We start from the raw sequence: 12,773 nt of genomic DNA, 5'->3' as shown, positions 1-12,773 counted from the left end.
CCACCGTGGCCGGTGCGGGGAGGATGGCGACGTGGGGTTGCTGACCATCGGGGCGTTCGCCAGGGCGGCGGGCCTTACGCCAAAGGCGTTACGCCTGTACGACGAGATCGGTCTCCTGCCGCCGGCCGCGGTCGACCCGGAGTCCGGGTACCGGCTCTACGAGCCCGGGCAGCTGGAGCGGGCTCGGTTGATCGCTTCGCTGCGCCGCATCGGGATGCCGCTGGCCGAGATCCGTCAGGTGTGCGGCCTCGATGCCGAGGCGGCTGCCGGGGCGGTCAACGCGTACTGGCAGCGGGTCGCCGCCGACACGGCGGCCCGCGGGCGCCTCGCCACCCTCCTCGTGGACCTCCTCTCCGGAAGGGACACGACCATGTCCGAGATCGAACTCCGGTACGCCGTCCGCTGCGAGGCCGGCGCCGTCCGGGAGACCAACGAGGACGCCGCGTACGCCGGCGAACGGCTGCTCGCCGTCGCCGATGGCATGCGGGGACCCGGCGGCGCGGCGGCCAGCGCGGCCGCGATCGACGTACTCAGGCCGCTGGAATCGGCCGACGTGCCGGCGGCCGACCTGCTCGGCCTGCTGGCCGACGCGGTCGCCGACGCCGACCGCACCGTGCGCGGGTCGGCGGTCGGCGACCACCAGCCGGTCACGACCCTGACGGCGCTGCTCCGGTCCGGCACCCGGCTCGCGGTGGTGCACGTCGGCGACACCCGGGCGTACGTGCTGCGGGGCGGCGAGTTGTCCCAGCTGACCCAGGACCACACGTACGTGCAGTCGCTGGTCGACCAGGGTCGGCTCGGGCGCGAGGAGGCCGACGCGCACCCGCAGCGGGCCCTGCTGGTGCGTGCCCTGGGTGCCGGCGGGAACCACGTCGAGGCCGACCTGGCGCTGCGTACCGCGGTCGCCGGTGACCGGTACCTGCTGTGCTCGGACGGGCTGTCGGCAGTCCTCGACCGGCCGGCGCTGCACGACGCCCTCCGCGCGGCGGCCGGACCCGACGAGGCCGTACAAAGCCTGGTGGACCTCGCGTACGCGGCGGGGGCGCCGGACAACGTCGCCTGCGTCGTCGCCGACGTGGTGGCCGCGTAGATGCCACCCCGCACCGGCCCTCCCGGTCAGCCGGACGCGGAGGGCCGGCGCGGCCCGACTCAGCGGTCCACGGTCAGGCGAATCGTCACCGTGTCGCCCACGTCGAGCCGCTCGGCCCGGCGTACGCCCGCCTTCACCGGCACCACGTACCGACCGTCCTTGGGCCACAGCGACGTCCGCCAACCGGTGCCGCCGATGCGGGCGGCGACCGGGATCATGCCCCAGCCGTAGCTGACCGACGCCGACGTCGCCTCCAGCTCGGCGCACTCCGGCTCCGGGACCGTGACGAAGTGCCAGGGTGACGGGCCCTTCCAGAACCACAGCTCGCCGGTGAACTCCAGGTCCATCGATCCAGGATAGGAGCGTCGGCGCCGGACCCACCTCCCCGTACGCTGCGATCATGCGGATTGGCATCGTGATCCTGCCCGACCAACGCTGGTCGGAGTCGCAGCGGCGTTGGCGGCAGGCGGACGAGTGGGGTTTCGACCACGCCTGGACGTACGACCACCTGGGCTGGCGGGACCTGGTCGACGGCCCGTGGTTCGACTCGATGGCCACGCTCACCGCCGCCGCCACGGTGACCGGACGGATCCGGCTCGGCACGCTGGTCGCCTCGCCGAACTTCCGGCACCCGGCCGCGTTCGCTCGGCAGGTGACCACGCTCGACGACGTCTCGGCGGGGCGGGTGCTGCTCGGCCTGGGCGCCGGCGGCATCGGCTTCGACTCGGCGGTGCTGGGCGGCGAGGAGCTGCCTCCGCGCGAGCGGGTCGACCGGTTCGCCGAGTTCACCGAGCTGCTCGACCTGGTGTTGCGGGAGAACGGGACGACCTGGCGGGGCGACTGGTTCGCGGCGGTGGACGCACGGAACAACCCGGGTTGCGTGCAGACGCCCCGGGTGCCGTTCGTGATGGCCGCCAACGGGCCGCGCTCGATGCGGCTGGTCACCCGGTTCGGCCAGGGCTGGGTCACCACCGGCGTCGGCGGCGACGACGTGGAGAGCTGGTGGGACGGCGTCGCGGAGCTGTGCGGGCGGATGGACAAGACGCTCGCGGCGGCCGGTCGGGATCCGGCCTCCCTGGACCGCTACCTGTCGCTGGACGCCGCGCCGGCCTTCTCGCTGCGCAGCGCGGAGTTCTTCGCCGACCAGGTACGGCGGGCCGCCGCCCTGGGCTTCACCGACGTGGTCACCCACTGGCCCCGGGCCAGCAGTTGGTACGCCGGCGACGAGTCGGTCCTGGTCGACGTCGCCACGAACCTGTTGCCGGAGCTGCGCGGGTGACGGCTTCAGGTGCTGAGGTCGCCGGTGGCGATGCCGCCGTCGCCGGCGGAGACCAGCCGGAAGCGTACGCAGACGACGTCCGTGTCGTCGGTGACCGGAGTGCCCATCCGCGCCCAGAAACGGGCGTGTCCCTCCCGCCACTCCTCGATCGAGCGGTCACCCTCCCCCTCCGAGCGCGCGAAGTCCCACGACACGTCGGCGAAGCGGACCACCTCGACGCCGGTCACCTCGACGACGGCGACCAGCGCGTCGTGATCGTCGACGAGGACCAGCCGCTCGCCGACGTGCTCCAGGTCCTCGTTCTCCCCGGCGTACTCGGTGAGCAGCCCGGCGGTCGCGGTCTTCACGCCGGCGAGCACGAGCGTGTTGAGGTTCGTCCGCATCTCACCGGGCGTACCGAGGTCGAGTGTGCGCAGTCCGCCGATCCGAGGCCACATCCTGCCGAGGCTACCGCCCGGTTTGGTCCGGCGTCGTCTCCATTGTCGCCCCCACCAGGGGCGGGAGCGGCGCTACCGTGATGGCGACGAGGACGAGGAGAAGAACATGGCGGACCGCCAGGCGATACTGATCCCGGGTCGGGGCTACGACACCCGCTACCCGCTCTTCGTCTACGCGGGTGAGGCGTTGCGCAGGGCCGGCTTCGCCCTGCACGCGATCTCGTGGCAGGTGCCCGAGGACCTGGCGATGGCGCAGGCCCGGGCCTGGGTGGCCGGGCAGGTCGCCGCCACCCTCACCGAGCGGACGGACCTGCTGGTCGGCAAGTCCCTCGGCACCTTCGCCACGCCGCTCGCCGCCGAGCGCCAGCTACCCGCGATCTGGCTCACGCCGCTGCTGCGCGTGCCCGAGGTGGTCGACGGCCTGCGCCGGGCCACCGCGCCGTACCTGCTGGTCGGCGGGACCGCCGACCCCTCCTGGGACGGCTCGGTCGCCCGCCGGCTCACGCCGAACGTCGTGGAGATCCCGGAAGCCGACCACGCGCTCATGGTGCCCGGCCCGCTGGCCCGGTCCGCCGACGCGCTCGGCCGCGTGTGCAGCGCCGTCGAGGAGTTCGTTCAGACGAGCTGAGCGGCGTAGCCGGCGGCGCCCGAGCACCCGCTCGTCCCCGGTCAGCCCTCCAGCGCGGTGCCGGAGACCAGCCCGTGGAGGCGCAACTCGGCGACGGTCTCCGGCGCGCAGCCCACCACAACGGCGGCGGTGCCGACCGGCTCGGCGCCCCGTGCCGCGCAGATCTCGTACAGCGCCCGCACCTGGGCGCCGGTGGCCACCCAGTCGTCCACCACCAGCACCCGGTCTCCGGGGTCGATGCTCCGCTCCCGGACCGCGAGGTCCACCCGTCGGCCCCGGAAGTCCGGCGGGCTCTGCGCCCAGGTCAGCGGCCCGGCGGGGAGCCGACCGTCGCCGGGCTTGTGTGCCGGCACGAACCCGACGCCGAGGGCCGTCGCGGCGAGCGGGCCGACGAGGAACCCGGTGACCGCCGGGGAGATCACCACGGTCGGCCGGGCGGCCCGGAACGGCGCGACCAGGGCGGGACCGAGCCGGGCGAGCACGTCCGGGTCGCGCCACCAGCCGGAGACGTCGCTGACCAGGTGGGTCGCCCCGGGACCGGGGTCGATCCAACGGACCAGTTCGACGAGACGTTCGCTCAGCTCAGCGGCCATGGGCCCATCCTGCGGGAGGTGGTCCGCCCACCGGTGACCCGGGCCGGCCGGCCCATCGTGGGTCGGATGATCGGCTACACGTACCACCGTAATTGCGGGCATACCACCATGATCACGTTGACTTCGGAAGTGCTTCTCTCGTTACGGTCCGACCCGGTTTGTTCAGCTAAGGAAAGGACCGGGCCGGTGGCTGGTAGGCACTCCCGTACCCGCATGATCTCCTCACCGGCCGGCATCGCGGCCACCGCGGCGATCGGTGTCGCGCTCGCCGTCGGTGGCACCGTCGGCGCCGTCCAGCTGACCTCGGCCTCGGGATCGGCGCGGCCGGCCGCGGTCGACCTCACGCCGGTCACCCCGTCGGCCGAGCCGACCACGCCGTCGGCGTCGCCGAGCCTCAGCCCCAGTGCCGCGCCCAGCGTGAGTGCGAGCCCGAAGGCCACCCGCACGCAGGCGCCGTCGCGGAGCAGGCCGCGTACCGCCGCGCCGAAGCCGTCGCCGACCGCGACCAAGAAGACCAGCACCGCCCGCCCGGTGGTGGACAGCGGCTCCTGCGGCGCGTCCTTCTACTCCGAGGGGCAGATGACCGCCAACGGCGAGACCTTCGACCCCTCGGCGCTGACCGCCGCGCACAAGACCCTGCCGTTCGACACGAAGGTCCGGGTCACCAATCCGTCGACCGGCAAGTCGGTGACGGTCCGGATCAACGATCGGGGTCCCTTCATCGAGGGGCGCTGCATCGACCTGTCCCGCGCCGCCTTCGCCGCCATCGCCCCGCTCGACGCCGGGCACGTCGAGGTCCGGTACGAGGTGCTCGGCTGAGCCGGTGCGCGACGGCGATCGGCCCCGCGGCGGGGACCAGCCGGCCAGAACCTTCTCGGACGACGGGTCAGGTTCATTCACCAGTTCACGTCCATCGGGCATGCTGTCCGGTGTACGCACGAAAGCCTTCCAGTCGGGCCGCGGCCCACTGAGCCCCGGATCCCGCGCCGGTCTCGGCGCGGCCCTCGCCCTGCTCGCAATCGTGTCCGCCGTGGAGCTGGCCGACGGTCGCGGAGCGAACTACATCGCGCTGATGGTGGCCGGGCCCTTCCTCGCCGCCGCGCTGGCGTCCTGGCGGGTGGTGCTGGGCGTCGGTGCCGCCGCCACCGTGCTGGGGGCGAGCTTCGCCCTCGGCGAGCGGACCGTCTCGCTCTCCACCGCCGTCGCCGTCGCCGGCATCGCGCTCGGCGCGGCGATCGCGGCGGCGACAGCATCGGTACGGGAGCGGCAGGCCGAGCAGATCGCCGAGCTGTCCAAGCTCGCCGCGGTCGCCCAGCAGGCGGTGCTCCGGCCGCTCGGTCCCCAGGTCGGCACGCTCTCGGTGGCCGCCCGCTACATCTCGTCCACCGCCACGGCCGAGATCGGCGGCGACCTGTACGAGGCGGTCGACACCCCGTACGGCGTCCGCATGATCATCGGAGACGTCCGCGGCAAGGGCCTGGACGCGGTCCGGCTGGCGAGCATCGTGCTGGGCTCGTACCGGCACGTGGCGTACGAGCGGGCCGACCTGCGGGCCGTCGTGGCCGACCTGGACCGGGCGGTGGCCCGCAGCGTGGGCGACGAGGACTTCGTCACCGCCGCCCTGGTCGAGGAGCGGGGTGGCACGCTCACGATCGTCAACTGCGGGCACCCGCCGCCGCTGCTGCTGCGCCGGGGCGCGGTGATCCCGCTGGAGCCGCCGGCGCCCGCTCCGCCGCTCGGGTTCATGCCGGTGGTCCGGCCCCGGGTCGAGCGGCTGGAGCCCGGCGACCGGTTGCTGCTCTTCACCGACGGGTTGGGCGAGGCGCGCCGGGACGGCGAGTTCTTCCCGACCGCCGACCGCGCCTGGCGGCTGCTCGGTCACGGCACGGTCGGCGACGGGCTGGCCTCGCTGGAGACCGCCCTGGTCGAGTGGGTGCGTGGTGGTCTCGACGACGACATCGCGCTGGTCCTCATGGAGTACCGGGGCTCGCGTACCGGCGTGACCGCCGCCGTGCCGAGCTGGGAGGTCGGCGCCGCCGAGAGCTGAACCGCAGGTGTGTAATAGCTGTCACTTTCACGATCGGCTTGTCGTTGGCTACCCGCGAGTAATACAGTCTGGAGTTACTGATCGGTAACACCTGTCCGGAAGCGGGGCCAGCGAGCATGACCCACTACAAGAGCAACCTTCGGGACCTCGAGTTCAACCTCTTCGAGGTCTTCGGGGCGGACCGGACGTTCGGCCAGGCGCCTTACACGGAGCTGGACGTCGACACCGCCCGCAGCTTCCTCTCCGAGGTCGACCGCCTGGCCCGCGAGGACCTCGCGGCCAGCTACACGGACAGCGACCGCAACCCGCCGGTCTTCGACCCGGCGACGCACACCGCGCCGCTGCCGGAGTCGTTCAAGAAGTCCTACAAGGCGTTCATGGACTCCGAGTTCTGGCGCCTGGACCTGCCCGAGGTCCTGGAGGGCAGCAACGCCCCCCGCGCGCTCTGGTGGTCGATTGCCGAGCTGGTCCTCGGTGCCAACGCCCCGATCTGGATGTACTCCTCCGGCCCGTCCTTCGCGCACGTGCTCCACGTCGAGGGCACCGAGCAGCAGAAGAAGTGGGCCAAGCTCTTCGTCGAGAAGCAGTGGGGCTCCACGATGGTGCTCACCGAGCCGGACGCCGGTTCGGACGTGGGCGCCGGCCGTGCCCGCGCCATCCAGCAGCCGGACGGCTCGTGGCACATCGAGGGTGTCAAGCGCTTCATCACCTCCGGTGAGCACGACCTGAGCGACAACATCGTCCACTACGTGCTGGCCCGCCCGGTCGGCGTCGAGGGCGTCGGCGGTGCCGGCACCAAGGGCCTGTCGCTCTTCGTCGTGCCGAAGTTCCACTTCGACGAGGAGACCGGCGAGCTGGGCGAGCGCAACGGCGTCTTCGCCACCAACGTCGAGCACAAGATGGGCCTGAAGGTCTCCAACACCTGCGAGGTGACCTTCGGCGAGCACGGCGTACCTGCCAAGGGCTGGCTGCTGGGTGAGAAGCACGACGGCATCCGGCAGATGTTCATGATCATCGAGTACGCCCGGATGATGGTCGGCACCAAGGCGATCGCGACCCTCTCCACCGGTTACCTGAACGCGCTGGAGTATGCCAAGAACCGGGTGCAGGGCGCCGACCTGACCCAGATGGCCGACAAGACCGCGCCGCGGGTGACCATCACCCACCACCCGGACGTCCGCCGGTCCCTGCTGCTCCAGAAGTCGTACGCCGAGGGCCTGCGTGCCCTGGTCTGCTACACCGCCTCCTGGCAGGACAAGGTCGCCATCGCCGAGGCGGCCGGCGACGAGAAGGCCACCAAGCTGGCGAAGCGGGTCAACGACCTGCTCCTCCCGCTCGTCAAGGGCGTCGGCTCCGAGCGGGCGTACGAGCTGCTCGGCCACGAGTCGCTCCAGACCTTCGGCGGTTCCGGCTTCCTCCAGGACTACCCGCTGGAGCAGTACGTCCGGGACGCCAAGATCGACACCCTGTACGAGGGCACCACGGCGATCCAGAGCCTCGACCTGATCTTCCGGAAGATCGTCCGGGACAACGGCAAGGCTCTGATGGCGATCGCCGGCGAGATCCAGGAGTTCATCGCCACCGAGGGCGGCAACGGCCAGCTCAAGGTGGAGCGGCAGGCGCTCGGCAAGGCGCTCGCCGAGATCCAGACCATGCTCGGCGTGATGACCGGGTGGCTGGGTGAGGCGCAGGGCGGCGACACCCGGGCGCTCTACAAGGTCGGCCTGAGCAGCCGGCGGTTCCTGCTGGCCATCGGCGACCTGGTCGTCGCCTGGCTGCTGCAGAAGCAGGCCGACGTGGCGCTCAAGGCGCTGGCCGGCGAGGTGTCCGGCGCCGACCAGGCGTTCTACACCGGCAAGGTGGCCGCCGCCCGGTTCTTCGCCCGCGAGGTGCTGCCGCGCCTCGGCTCCGACCGCCGGATCATCGAGGCTGCCGACCTCGACGTCATGGACCTCCCGGAGGAGGCCTTCTGAGTCACCCCGTACCGCTGCGCGGTGCGGCGGGCCCGGGTACGACCCGGGGATGAGCTGGTCACGACGGCCGGCGGGCTTCGGCTCGCCGGCCGTCGTCCGTCCTGTCCCGGCCCCCGGCACCGGCGCCTGCCGTCCCTCCCGTGGCCCTCGTCCCCCCGGGATGATCCCTGCGCCGGATAACTGAGAGTTATGCCACCCCCTCCCCGGCCATCGCACGCCGCCCACTTTGCTCTCCACCCCGGTACGCGCCAGTGACCTTCCGTTACCGGTGCATATAAGGGTGCAGAGCAAAGTGGGGGCGACGGCATGGTGTCGGGTCGGTGAGGGTTCTGCATCGCACCTGTTCGTGCTCTTTCCGCGGATCGCCGACCGTCTGCGACGCCCGACGGGGTCGCGTCGTCCGTCACGAAGAGTGAGCTTCCCTCGTCCGATAGATCGTCACTTCCAGTAACCGCCGGTCAGCTGCCGGCCAGTCGGCGATTGACCGGTGCCCACTGGGTATCCCGTCGGCGTGGCGGGTAACCATCGCGGGGGTACGTCAGAGAACGCCCAGAGCCACCGCACGGGGGAGTGCAGCGCACATGGGCATTGGTAGCGGGATCTTCCTGATCGCCATCGGCGCGATCCTCACCTTCGCCATCCGGGCGAACGTCTGGTGGGTGGACCTACGCGCGGTCGGCTGGGTGTTCATCCTGGCCGGGCTGGGCGTACTGCTCACCACGCTCTGGTTCTGGCAGGACCGGCGCAAGCGGGCACGAACCCTCATCGTGGAGGAGAACCGGCTGTCGCACCCGACCGCGATGATGCCGCCGCCGCCCGACCCGCCGCCGCCGACGGCGCCCCCCTCCTGAGCGGGCTCAGCCGCGTGCCGTGTGCCGGGCGGTGATGGCGGCGCGGCCCCGGTCCAGCCGCGCCCAGTCAGCGGCCGTCCGGTGCACCACCACGTCACAGCTCCGCAGGCCCTCCCGGTCCGCCCGGTCCGGGTCGAGGAGCGCCGACAGGAGCGAGATGCCCGGGTTGTGGGCGACGAGCAGTACCGTGCGGGCTGCCGGATCGACCCGGTGCACCAGGGCCAGGAGATCCTCCGGCTGCGCCTCGTACGCGTCCGGCTCGTAGCGGACGGCCGGAGCCGGCCCGGCGGAACCGCCCTCCGGGGGAGTGCCGGTCATGCCCAACGCCACCCCGTGCCACGTCTCCCGGGTGCGCCGCGAGGTCGAGCAGAGGACCACGTCGGGCAGCAGGTCGTGCCGGGCGAGCCAGGCGCCGGCGGCGGCCGCGTCGGCGCGCCCCCGGGCGGCCAGCGGGCGTTGGGCGTCCGGTCCCTCGTCGGGCGGCTCGGCCTTGGCGTGCCGCAACAACACCAGCGTCCGTTCCCGGGTGGGTGCGTCCGTCATCCCCCCAGCTTGCCCGATTGGGGATCTCACCGTCGGGGTAAGTCGAGGGAGCCGCAACCTCATCGATGGCCGCGGTGGACGGATACGCCAGGTGACAGCCGAGGAGGCGACGAGATGGGCATTGGCGCCAGTATCTTCCTGATCGCACTGGGTGCGATCTTCGCGTTCGCCGTGGAGGCGAACCTGGGTTGGCTCGACCTCGCCGTGGTCGGCTGGGTGCTGATGCTCGCCGGCCTGGCCGGGCTGCTCACCACCCTCTACTTCTGGAACTCGCGTCGTCGCACCGCCGTCGCGCCCACGACCGTCCGGCGGGAACGCGTCGTCGCCGACCCCGTCGTGCCGGTGCAGGACGACCGGGTCGTCGAGGAGTACCGCGAGGTGCGCCGGCCGGGCCGGACCATCTGACCCCTGATCTCCAGCCACCGGGGGCTCCGCAACGGCGCGGGGCCCCCGGTTCCTGTGCGGACCTCAGGCGAAGAGGGCGAAGTAGATCGCGATGTGGTGGCAGACCGCCGCCACCAGGGTGCAGGCGTGGAAGAACTCGTGGTGACCGAAGACGGTGGGCCACGGGTTGGGCCGGCGGAGCGCGTAGAAAACCGCGCCGACGCTGTAGATGGCACCGCCGACGGCCAGCAGCACCAGGGCGGTCACCCCGCCCTCGTGGAGGATGTCGGGCAGCATGGCCACCGACACCCAGCCGAGGGCCAGGTAGAGCGGGGCGGACACCCAGCGTGGGGCGTGCGGCCAGACCATCTTGAGCGCCACTCCGCCCAGCGCCCCGCCCCACACCAGTGCGAGCATGATCGTCGCCGCGCGGGGGTCGAGCAGGAGCACGCAGAACGGCGTGTACGTGCCGGCGATGAACAGGAAGATCATCGAATGGTCCATCCGGCGCATGATCTGGTAGCCGCGCTCGGACCACACCCGGCGGTGGTAGAGCGCACTGGTGCCGAAGAGGCCGCAGACGGTCAGGCTGTAGATCAGGCAGCTCACCAGCGGTGCCCAGCCGGGCCGGGACGCGGCGATCGAGCAGAGCACGATGCCGCAGACCAGCGCGACGAAGAACGCGTACGTGTGCAGCCAGCCGCGCATCCGGGGCTTACCGATGTCGACCGGCTTCAGGCGAAGCGGTGCGGAGGTGGTCACCCCCACAGGTTACGGCACCGTAGGTTACTTCATGGTAGTGCCGCCGGTCACGAGACATGTCGGGCCGGGTGACCCGAGGTGCGGGGATCGATCGGGAAGGATGGCGGGATGCGGATCCGACCGGTCGGCACCCACGCCCTGCTGCTCGACTGCGCCGAGCCCGAGCCGGGCGGTACGCCGCCCGGCTCGGGCTCGGACGTCGCCGCCCGGGTCGAGGCGTGGCGGGCCGAGCTGTGGCGCCGCCGAGACCGGGGTGACCTGGCCGCCCTGGAGATCGTCCCGGCCGCGACGACCGTCCTGCTGGACGGCGTACCGGACCCGGTGGCGACCGCCGCCGTCGTCGCCGGCTGGACCCCGGAACACCTGACCACCACGGCCGCCGCCGGAAGCGTCGACGTCCCCGTCACGTACGACGGGGAGGACCTGCCCGCCGTCGCCGACCACTGGGGCGTCGACGTGGCGGCGGTCGTCGACCGGATGGCCGGCACCGCGTTCCGGGTGGCCTTCTGCGGCTTCGCGCCCGGGTTCGCGTACCTGACCGGGCTCCCGGCCGACCTGTCGGTGCCCCGGCTGCCCTCGCCGCGCCCCCGGGTGCCGGCCGGCTCGGTCGCCCTGGCCGGCCCGTACGCGGGCATCTACCCGACCGCGTCCCCGGGCGGCTGGCTGCTCGTCGGGCGGACCGCGCTCACGCTGTTCGACGTGCACGCCGACCCGCCGGCCCGACTCGTCCCCGGCACCCGCGTCCGGCTGGTCCCGGCGCGACAGCCGTGATCGAGGTGCTCCGCGCGGGTGCGCTCACCACCGTGCAGGACCTGGGTCGGCCCGGCTGGGCGCACCTCGGCGTACCGCGATCGGGTGCGCTCGACCCGGGCGCGCTGCGGCTGGCCAACCGGCTCGTCGGCAACCCCGAGTCCGCCGCCGGCCTGGAGATCACCCTCACCGGCTGCGAGCTGCGGTTCCGGCGGGCCGCCACCGTGGCGCTCACCGGCGCCGACGTCGCCGTACGGGTCGGCCGGCGCCCCGGAGACACCGGCCGGCCGCTGTCCGTCCCGGCCGGGGCGGTGCTCCGCGTCGACGCCCCCCGCGCGGGCCTGCGGACCTGGCTCGCCGTCGGCGGAGGGATCACCGTCGAGCCGGTGCTCGGCAGTCGGGCCACCGACACCCTCTCCGGTCTCGGCCCGCCCCCGCTGCGCGACGGCGACCGGCTGCCCGTCGGCGCACCGGCCGGACCGCCCGCCCCCGTGGACGTCACCGTCGCGCCACCGGTCCCCGACGAGCTGCGGCTGACCGTACGCCTCGGTCCCCGCGACGACTGGTTCACCGCCGCCGCGCGGGACCGGCTGCTCCGCAGCGCGTACGCGGTGAGCCCCTTGAGCAACCGGGTCGGTGCGCGACTGACCGGCGCACCGCTGCCCCGCGCGGTGGCCGGGGAACTGCCCAGCGAGGGCATCGTCCTCGGCGCGGTGCAGGTGCCGGCCGACGGCCAACCGCTGGTCTTCCTCGCCGACCACCCGACCACCGGCGGGTACCCGGTCATCGGAGTGGTGGACGACGTGACCCCGCTCGCACAGGCACGCCCAGGCACTACGGTGAGATTTCATGGACCTCAACGCTGACCTCGGAGAGGGATTCGGCATCTGGCGGCTCGGCGACGACACGGCACTGCTGGACCTCGTCACCTCCGCCAACGTCGCCTGCGGCTTCCACGCCGGGGACGCGTCGACCATGCGCCGGGTCTGCGAGGCCGCCGCCGAACGCGGGGTCGCCGTCGGCGCGCAGGTGGGCTACCGGGACCTTGCCGGCTTCGGCCGGCGACACATCGCGTACGCCTTCGCGGAGCTGCGCGACGAGATCACCTACCAGCTCGGCGCCCTCGACGCGTTCTGCCGGCTGTTCCGCACCCGGGTGCGCTACCTGAAGCCGCACGGGGCGCTCTACCACGCCGCCGCCTGCGACGAGTCCCAGGCGGCGGCCGTGGTCGCCGCCCTCCGCGAGTACGACGACCAGCTGCCGTTGCTCTGCTCACCCGGCTCGGTGGTCGCCCAGCTCGCCATGGGAGCCGGGCTGCGCGTGGTCGGCGAGGGCTTCGCCGACCGGGGCTACCTGCCCAACGGCCGACTGGTGCCCCGGACCGCGCCGAACGCGCTGGTCACCGACCCGGAGGAGGTGGCCGAGCGGGCGGCCCG

General features: G+C 72.9%; 16 protein-coding genes. 11 read left to right on the top strand and 5 right to left on the bottom strand.

The window, feature by feature from the left end; genetic code table 11:
- Positions 1 to 31: 31 nt before the first annotated feature.
- Positions 32 to 1,090 (top strand): MerR family transcriptional regulator, encoded by a 1,059-nt coding sequence (locus tag AB0I76_RS11730; protein ID WP_357033584.1) that lies wholly within the window; start codon positions 32 to 34, stop codon positions 1,088 to 1,090.
- A 59-nt stretch (positions 1,091 to 1,149) separates the two neighbouring features.
- Here AB0I76_RS11730 and AB0I76_RS11725 read toward each other — a convergent pair whose 3' ends face one another.
- Positions 1,150 to 1,437, bottom strand: coding sequence for a DUF1905 domain-containing protein (locus AB0I76_RS11725; protein WP_357033582.1), 288 nt, complete (start codon positions 1,435 to 1,437; stop codon positions 1,150 to 1,152).
- Between the two features lie 53 nt (positions 1,438 to 1,490).
- Here AB0I76_RS11725 and AB0I76_RS11720 point away from each other — a divergent pair, with 53 nt between their 5' ends.
- Complete coding sequence (locus tag AB0I76_RS11720) at positions 1,491 to 2,369, top strand: LLM class flavin-dependent oxidoreductase (protein WP_357033580.1); 879 nt, start codon at positions 1,491 to 1,493, stop codon at positions 2,367 to 2,369.
- 5 nt (positions 2,370 to 2,374) lie between these two features.
- On the opposite strand, the gene AB0I76_RS11715 is transcribed toward AB0I76_RS11720, so the two are convergent.
- Positions 2,375 to 2,806, bottom strand: coding sequence for an ASCH domain-containing protein (locus AB0I76_RS11715; RefSeq protein WP_357033578.1), 432 nt, complete (start codon positions 2,804 to 2,806; stop codon positions 2,375 to 2,377).
- A 106-nt stretch (positions 2,807 to 2,912) separates the two neighbouring features.
- Between AB0I76_RS11715 and AB0I76_RS11710 the strand changes: the two genes are divergently transcribed.
- The gene (locus AB0I76_RS11710; protein ID WP_357033575.1) at positions 2,913 to 3,434 is read left to right on the top strand and encodes an alpha/beta hydrolase; all 522 of its coding nucleotides are present in this window, start codon (positions 2,913 to 2,915) and stop codon (positions 3,432 to 3,434) included.
- A 41-nt stretch (positions 3,435 to 3,475) separates the two neighbouring features.
- Here the strand turns inward: AB0I76_RS11710 and AB0I76_RS11705 are convergent, their stop codons facing one another.
- Positions 3,476 to 4,027, bottom strand: a complete 552-nt coding sequence (locus AB0I76_RS11705; protein ID WP_357033573.1) for a phosphoribosyltransferase — start codon at positions 4,025 to 4,027, stop codon at positions 3,476 to 3,478.
- A gap of 186 nt (positions 4,028 to 4,213) precedes the next feature.
- Between AB0I76_RS11705 and AB0I76_RS11700 the strand changes: the two genes are divergently transcribed.
- The 4 genes from AB0I76_RS11700 to AB0I76_RS11685 all read left to right on the top strand — a co-directional run bounded on the left by AB0I76_RS11700 (position 4,214) and on the right by AB0I76_RS11685 (position 8,898).
- Positions 4,214 to 4,846, top strand: coding sequence for a septal ring lytic transglycosylase RlpA family protein (locus AB0I76_RS11700; protein WP_357033572.1), 633 nt, complete (start codon positions 4,214 to 4,216; stop codon positions 4,844 to 4,846).
- A 100-nt stretch (positions 4,847 to 4,946) separates the two neighbouring features.
- The gene (locus AB0I76_RS11695) at positions 4,947 to 6,074 is read left to right on the top strand and encodes a PP2C family protein-serine/threonine phosphatase (RefSeq protein WP_357033570.1); all 1,128 of its coding nucleotides are present in this window, start codon (positions 4,947 to 4,949) and stop codon (positions 6,072 to 6,074) included.
- Between the two features lie 116 nt (positions 6,075 to 6,190).
- Positions 6,191 to 8,047 carry an acyl-CoA dehydrogenase gene (locus AB0I76_RS11690; RefSeq protein WP_357033568.1) on the top strand — a complete coding sequence of 619 codons (1,857 nt, stop codon included), beginning with the start codon at positions 6,191 to 6,193 and terminating at the stop codon, positions 8,045 to 8,047.
- Positions 8,048 to 8,628: 581 nt separating this feature from the next.
- Positions 8,629 to 8,898: a DUF6458 family protein gene (locus AB0I76_RS11685; protein ID WP_013730795.1), complete on the top strand. Its 270-nt coding sequence runs from the start codon at positions 8,629 to 8,631 to the stop codon at positions 8,896 to 8,898.
- 6 nt (positions 8,899 to 8,904) lie between these two features.
- On the opposite strand, the gene AB0I76_RS11680 is transcribed toward AB0I76_RS11685, so the two are convergent.
- The gene (locus tag AB0I76_RS11680; RefSeq protein WP_357033565.1) at positions 8,905 to 9,441 is read right to left on the bottom strand and encodes a histidine phosphatase family protein; all 537 of its coding nucleotides are present in this window, start codon (positions 9,439 to 9,441) and stop codon (positions 8,905 to 8,907) included.
- 114 nt (positions 9,442 to 9,555) lie between these two features.
- Here AB0I76_RS11680 and AB0I76_RS11675 point away from each other — a divergent pair, with 114 nt between their 5' ends.
- Positions 9,556 to 9,846 carry a DUF6458 family protein gene (locus AB0I76_RS11675; protein ID WP_357033563.1) on the top strand — a complete coding sequence of 97 codons (291 nt, stop codon included), beginning with the start codon at positions 9,556 to 9,558 and terminating at the stop codon, positions 9,844 to 9,846.
- Between the two features lie 63 nt (positions 9,847 to 9,909).
- Here AB0I76_RS11675 and AB0I76_RS11670 read toward each other — a convergent pair whose 3' ends face one another.
- Positions 9,910 to 10,587: a hemolysin III family protein gene (locus AB0I76_RS11670; RefSeq protein WP_357033561.1), complete on the bottom strand. Its 678-nt coding sequence runs from the start codon at positions 10,585 to 10,587 to the stop codon at positions 9,910 to 9,912.
- Positions 10,588 to 10,695: 108 nt separating this feature from the next.
- Here AB0I76_RS11670 and AB0I76_RS11665 point away from each other — a divergent pair, with 108 nt between their 5' ends.
- The 3 genes from AB0I76_RS11665 to AB0I76_RS11655 form a co-directional block, all read left to right on the top strand.
- Positions 10,696 to 11,358 carry an allophanate hydrolase subunit 1 gene (locus tag AB0I76_RS11665; RefSeq protein ID WP_357033559.1) on the top strand — a complete coding sequence of 221 codons (663 nt, stop codon included), beginning with the start codon at positions 10,696 to 10,698 and terminating at the stop codon, positions 11,356 to 11,358.
- On the top strand, positions 11,355 to 12,203 hold the full coding sequence (locus AB0I76_RS11660) for a biotin-dependent carboxyltransferase family protein (RefSeq protein ID WP_357033557.1): 849 nt from the start codon (positions 11,355 to 11,357) through the stop codon (positions 12,201 to 12,203). The genes AB0I76_RS11665 and AB0I76_RS11660 overlap by 4 nt, the downstream gene beginning before the upstream one ends.
- Positions 12,187 to 12,773 (top strand): 5-oxoprolinase subunit PxpA (locus AB0I76_RS11655; RefSeq protein WP_357033555.1); only part of this gene is annotated, 587 nt, incomplete at its 3' end. The genes AB0I76_RS11660 and AB0I76_RS11655, both read left to right, overlap by 17 nt.

Source organism: Micromonospora sp. NPDC049799, assembly GCF_040656655.1.
Classification (GTDB): domain Bacteria; phylum Actinomycetota; class Actinomycetes; order Mycobacteriales; family Micromonosporaceae; genus Micromonospora.
Note: the sequence above shows the minus strand (reverse complement) of the source record. Positions and strands in the feature narration are given on the sequence as shown.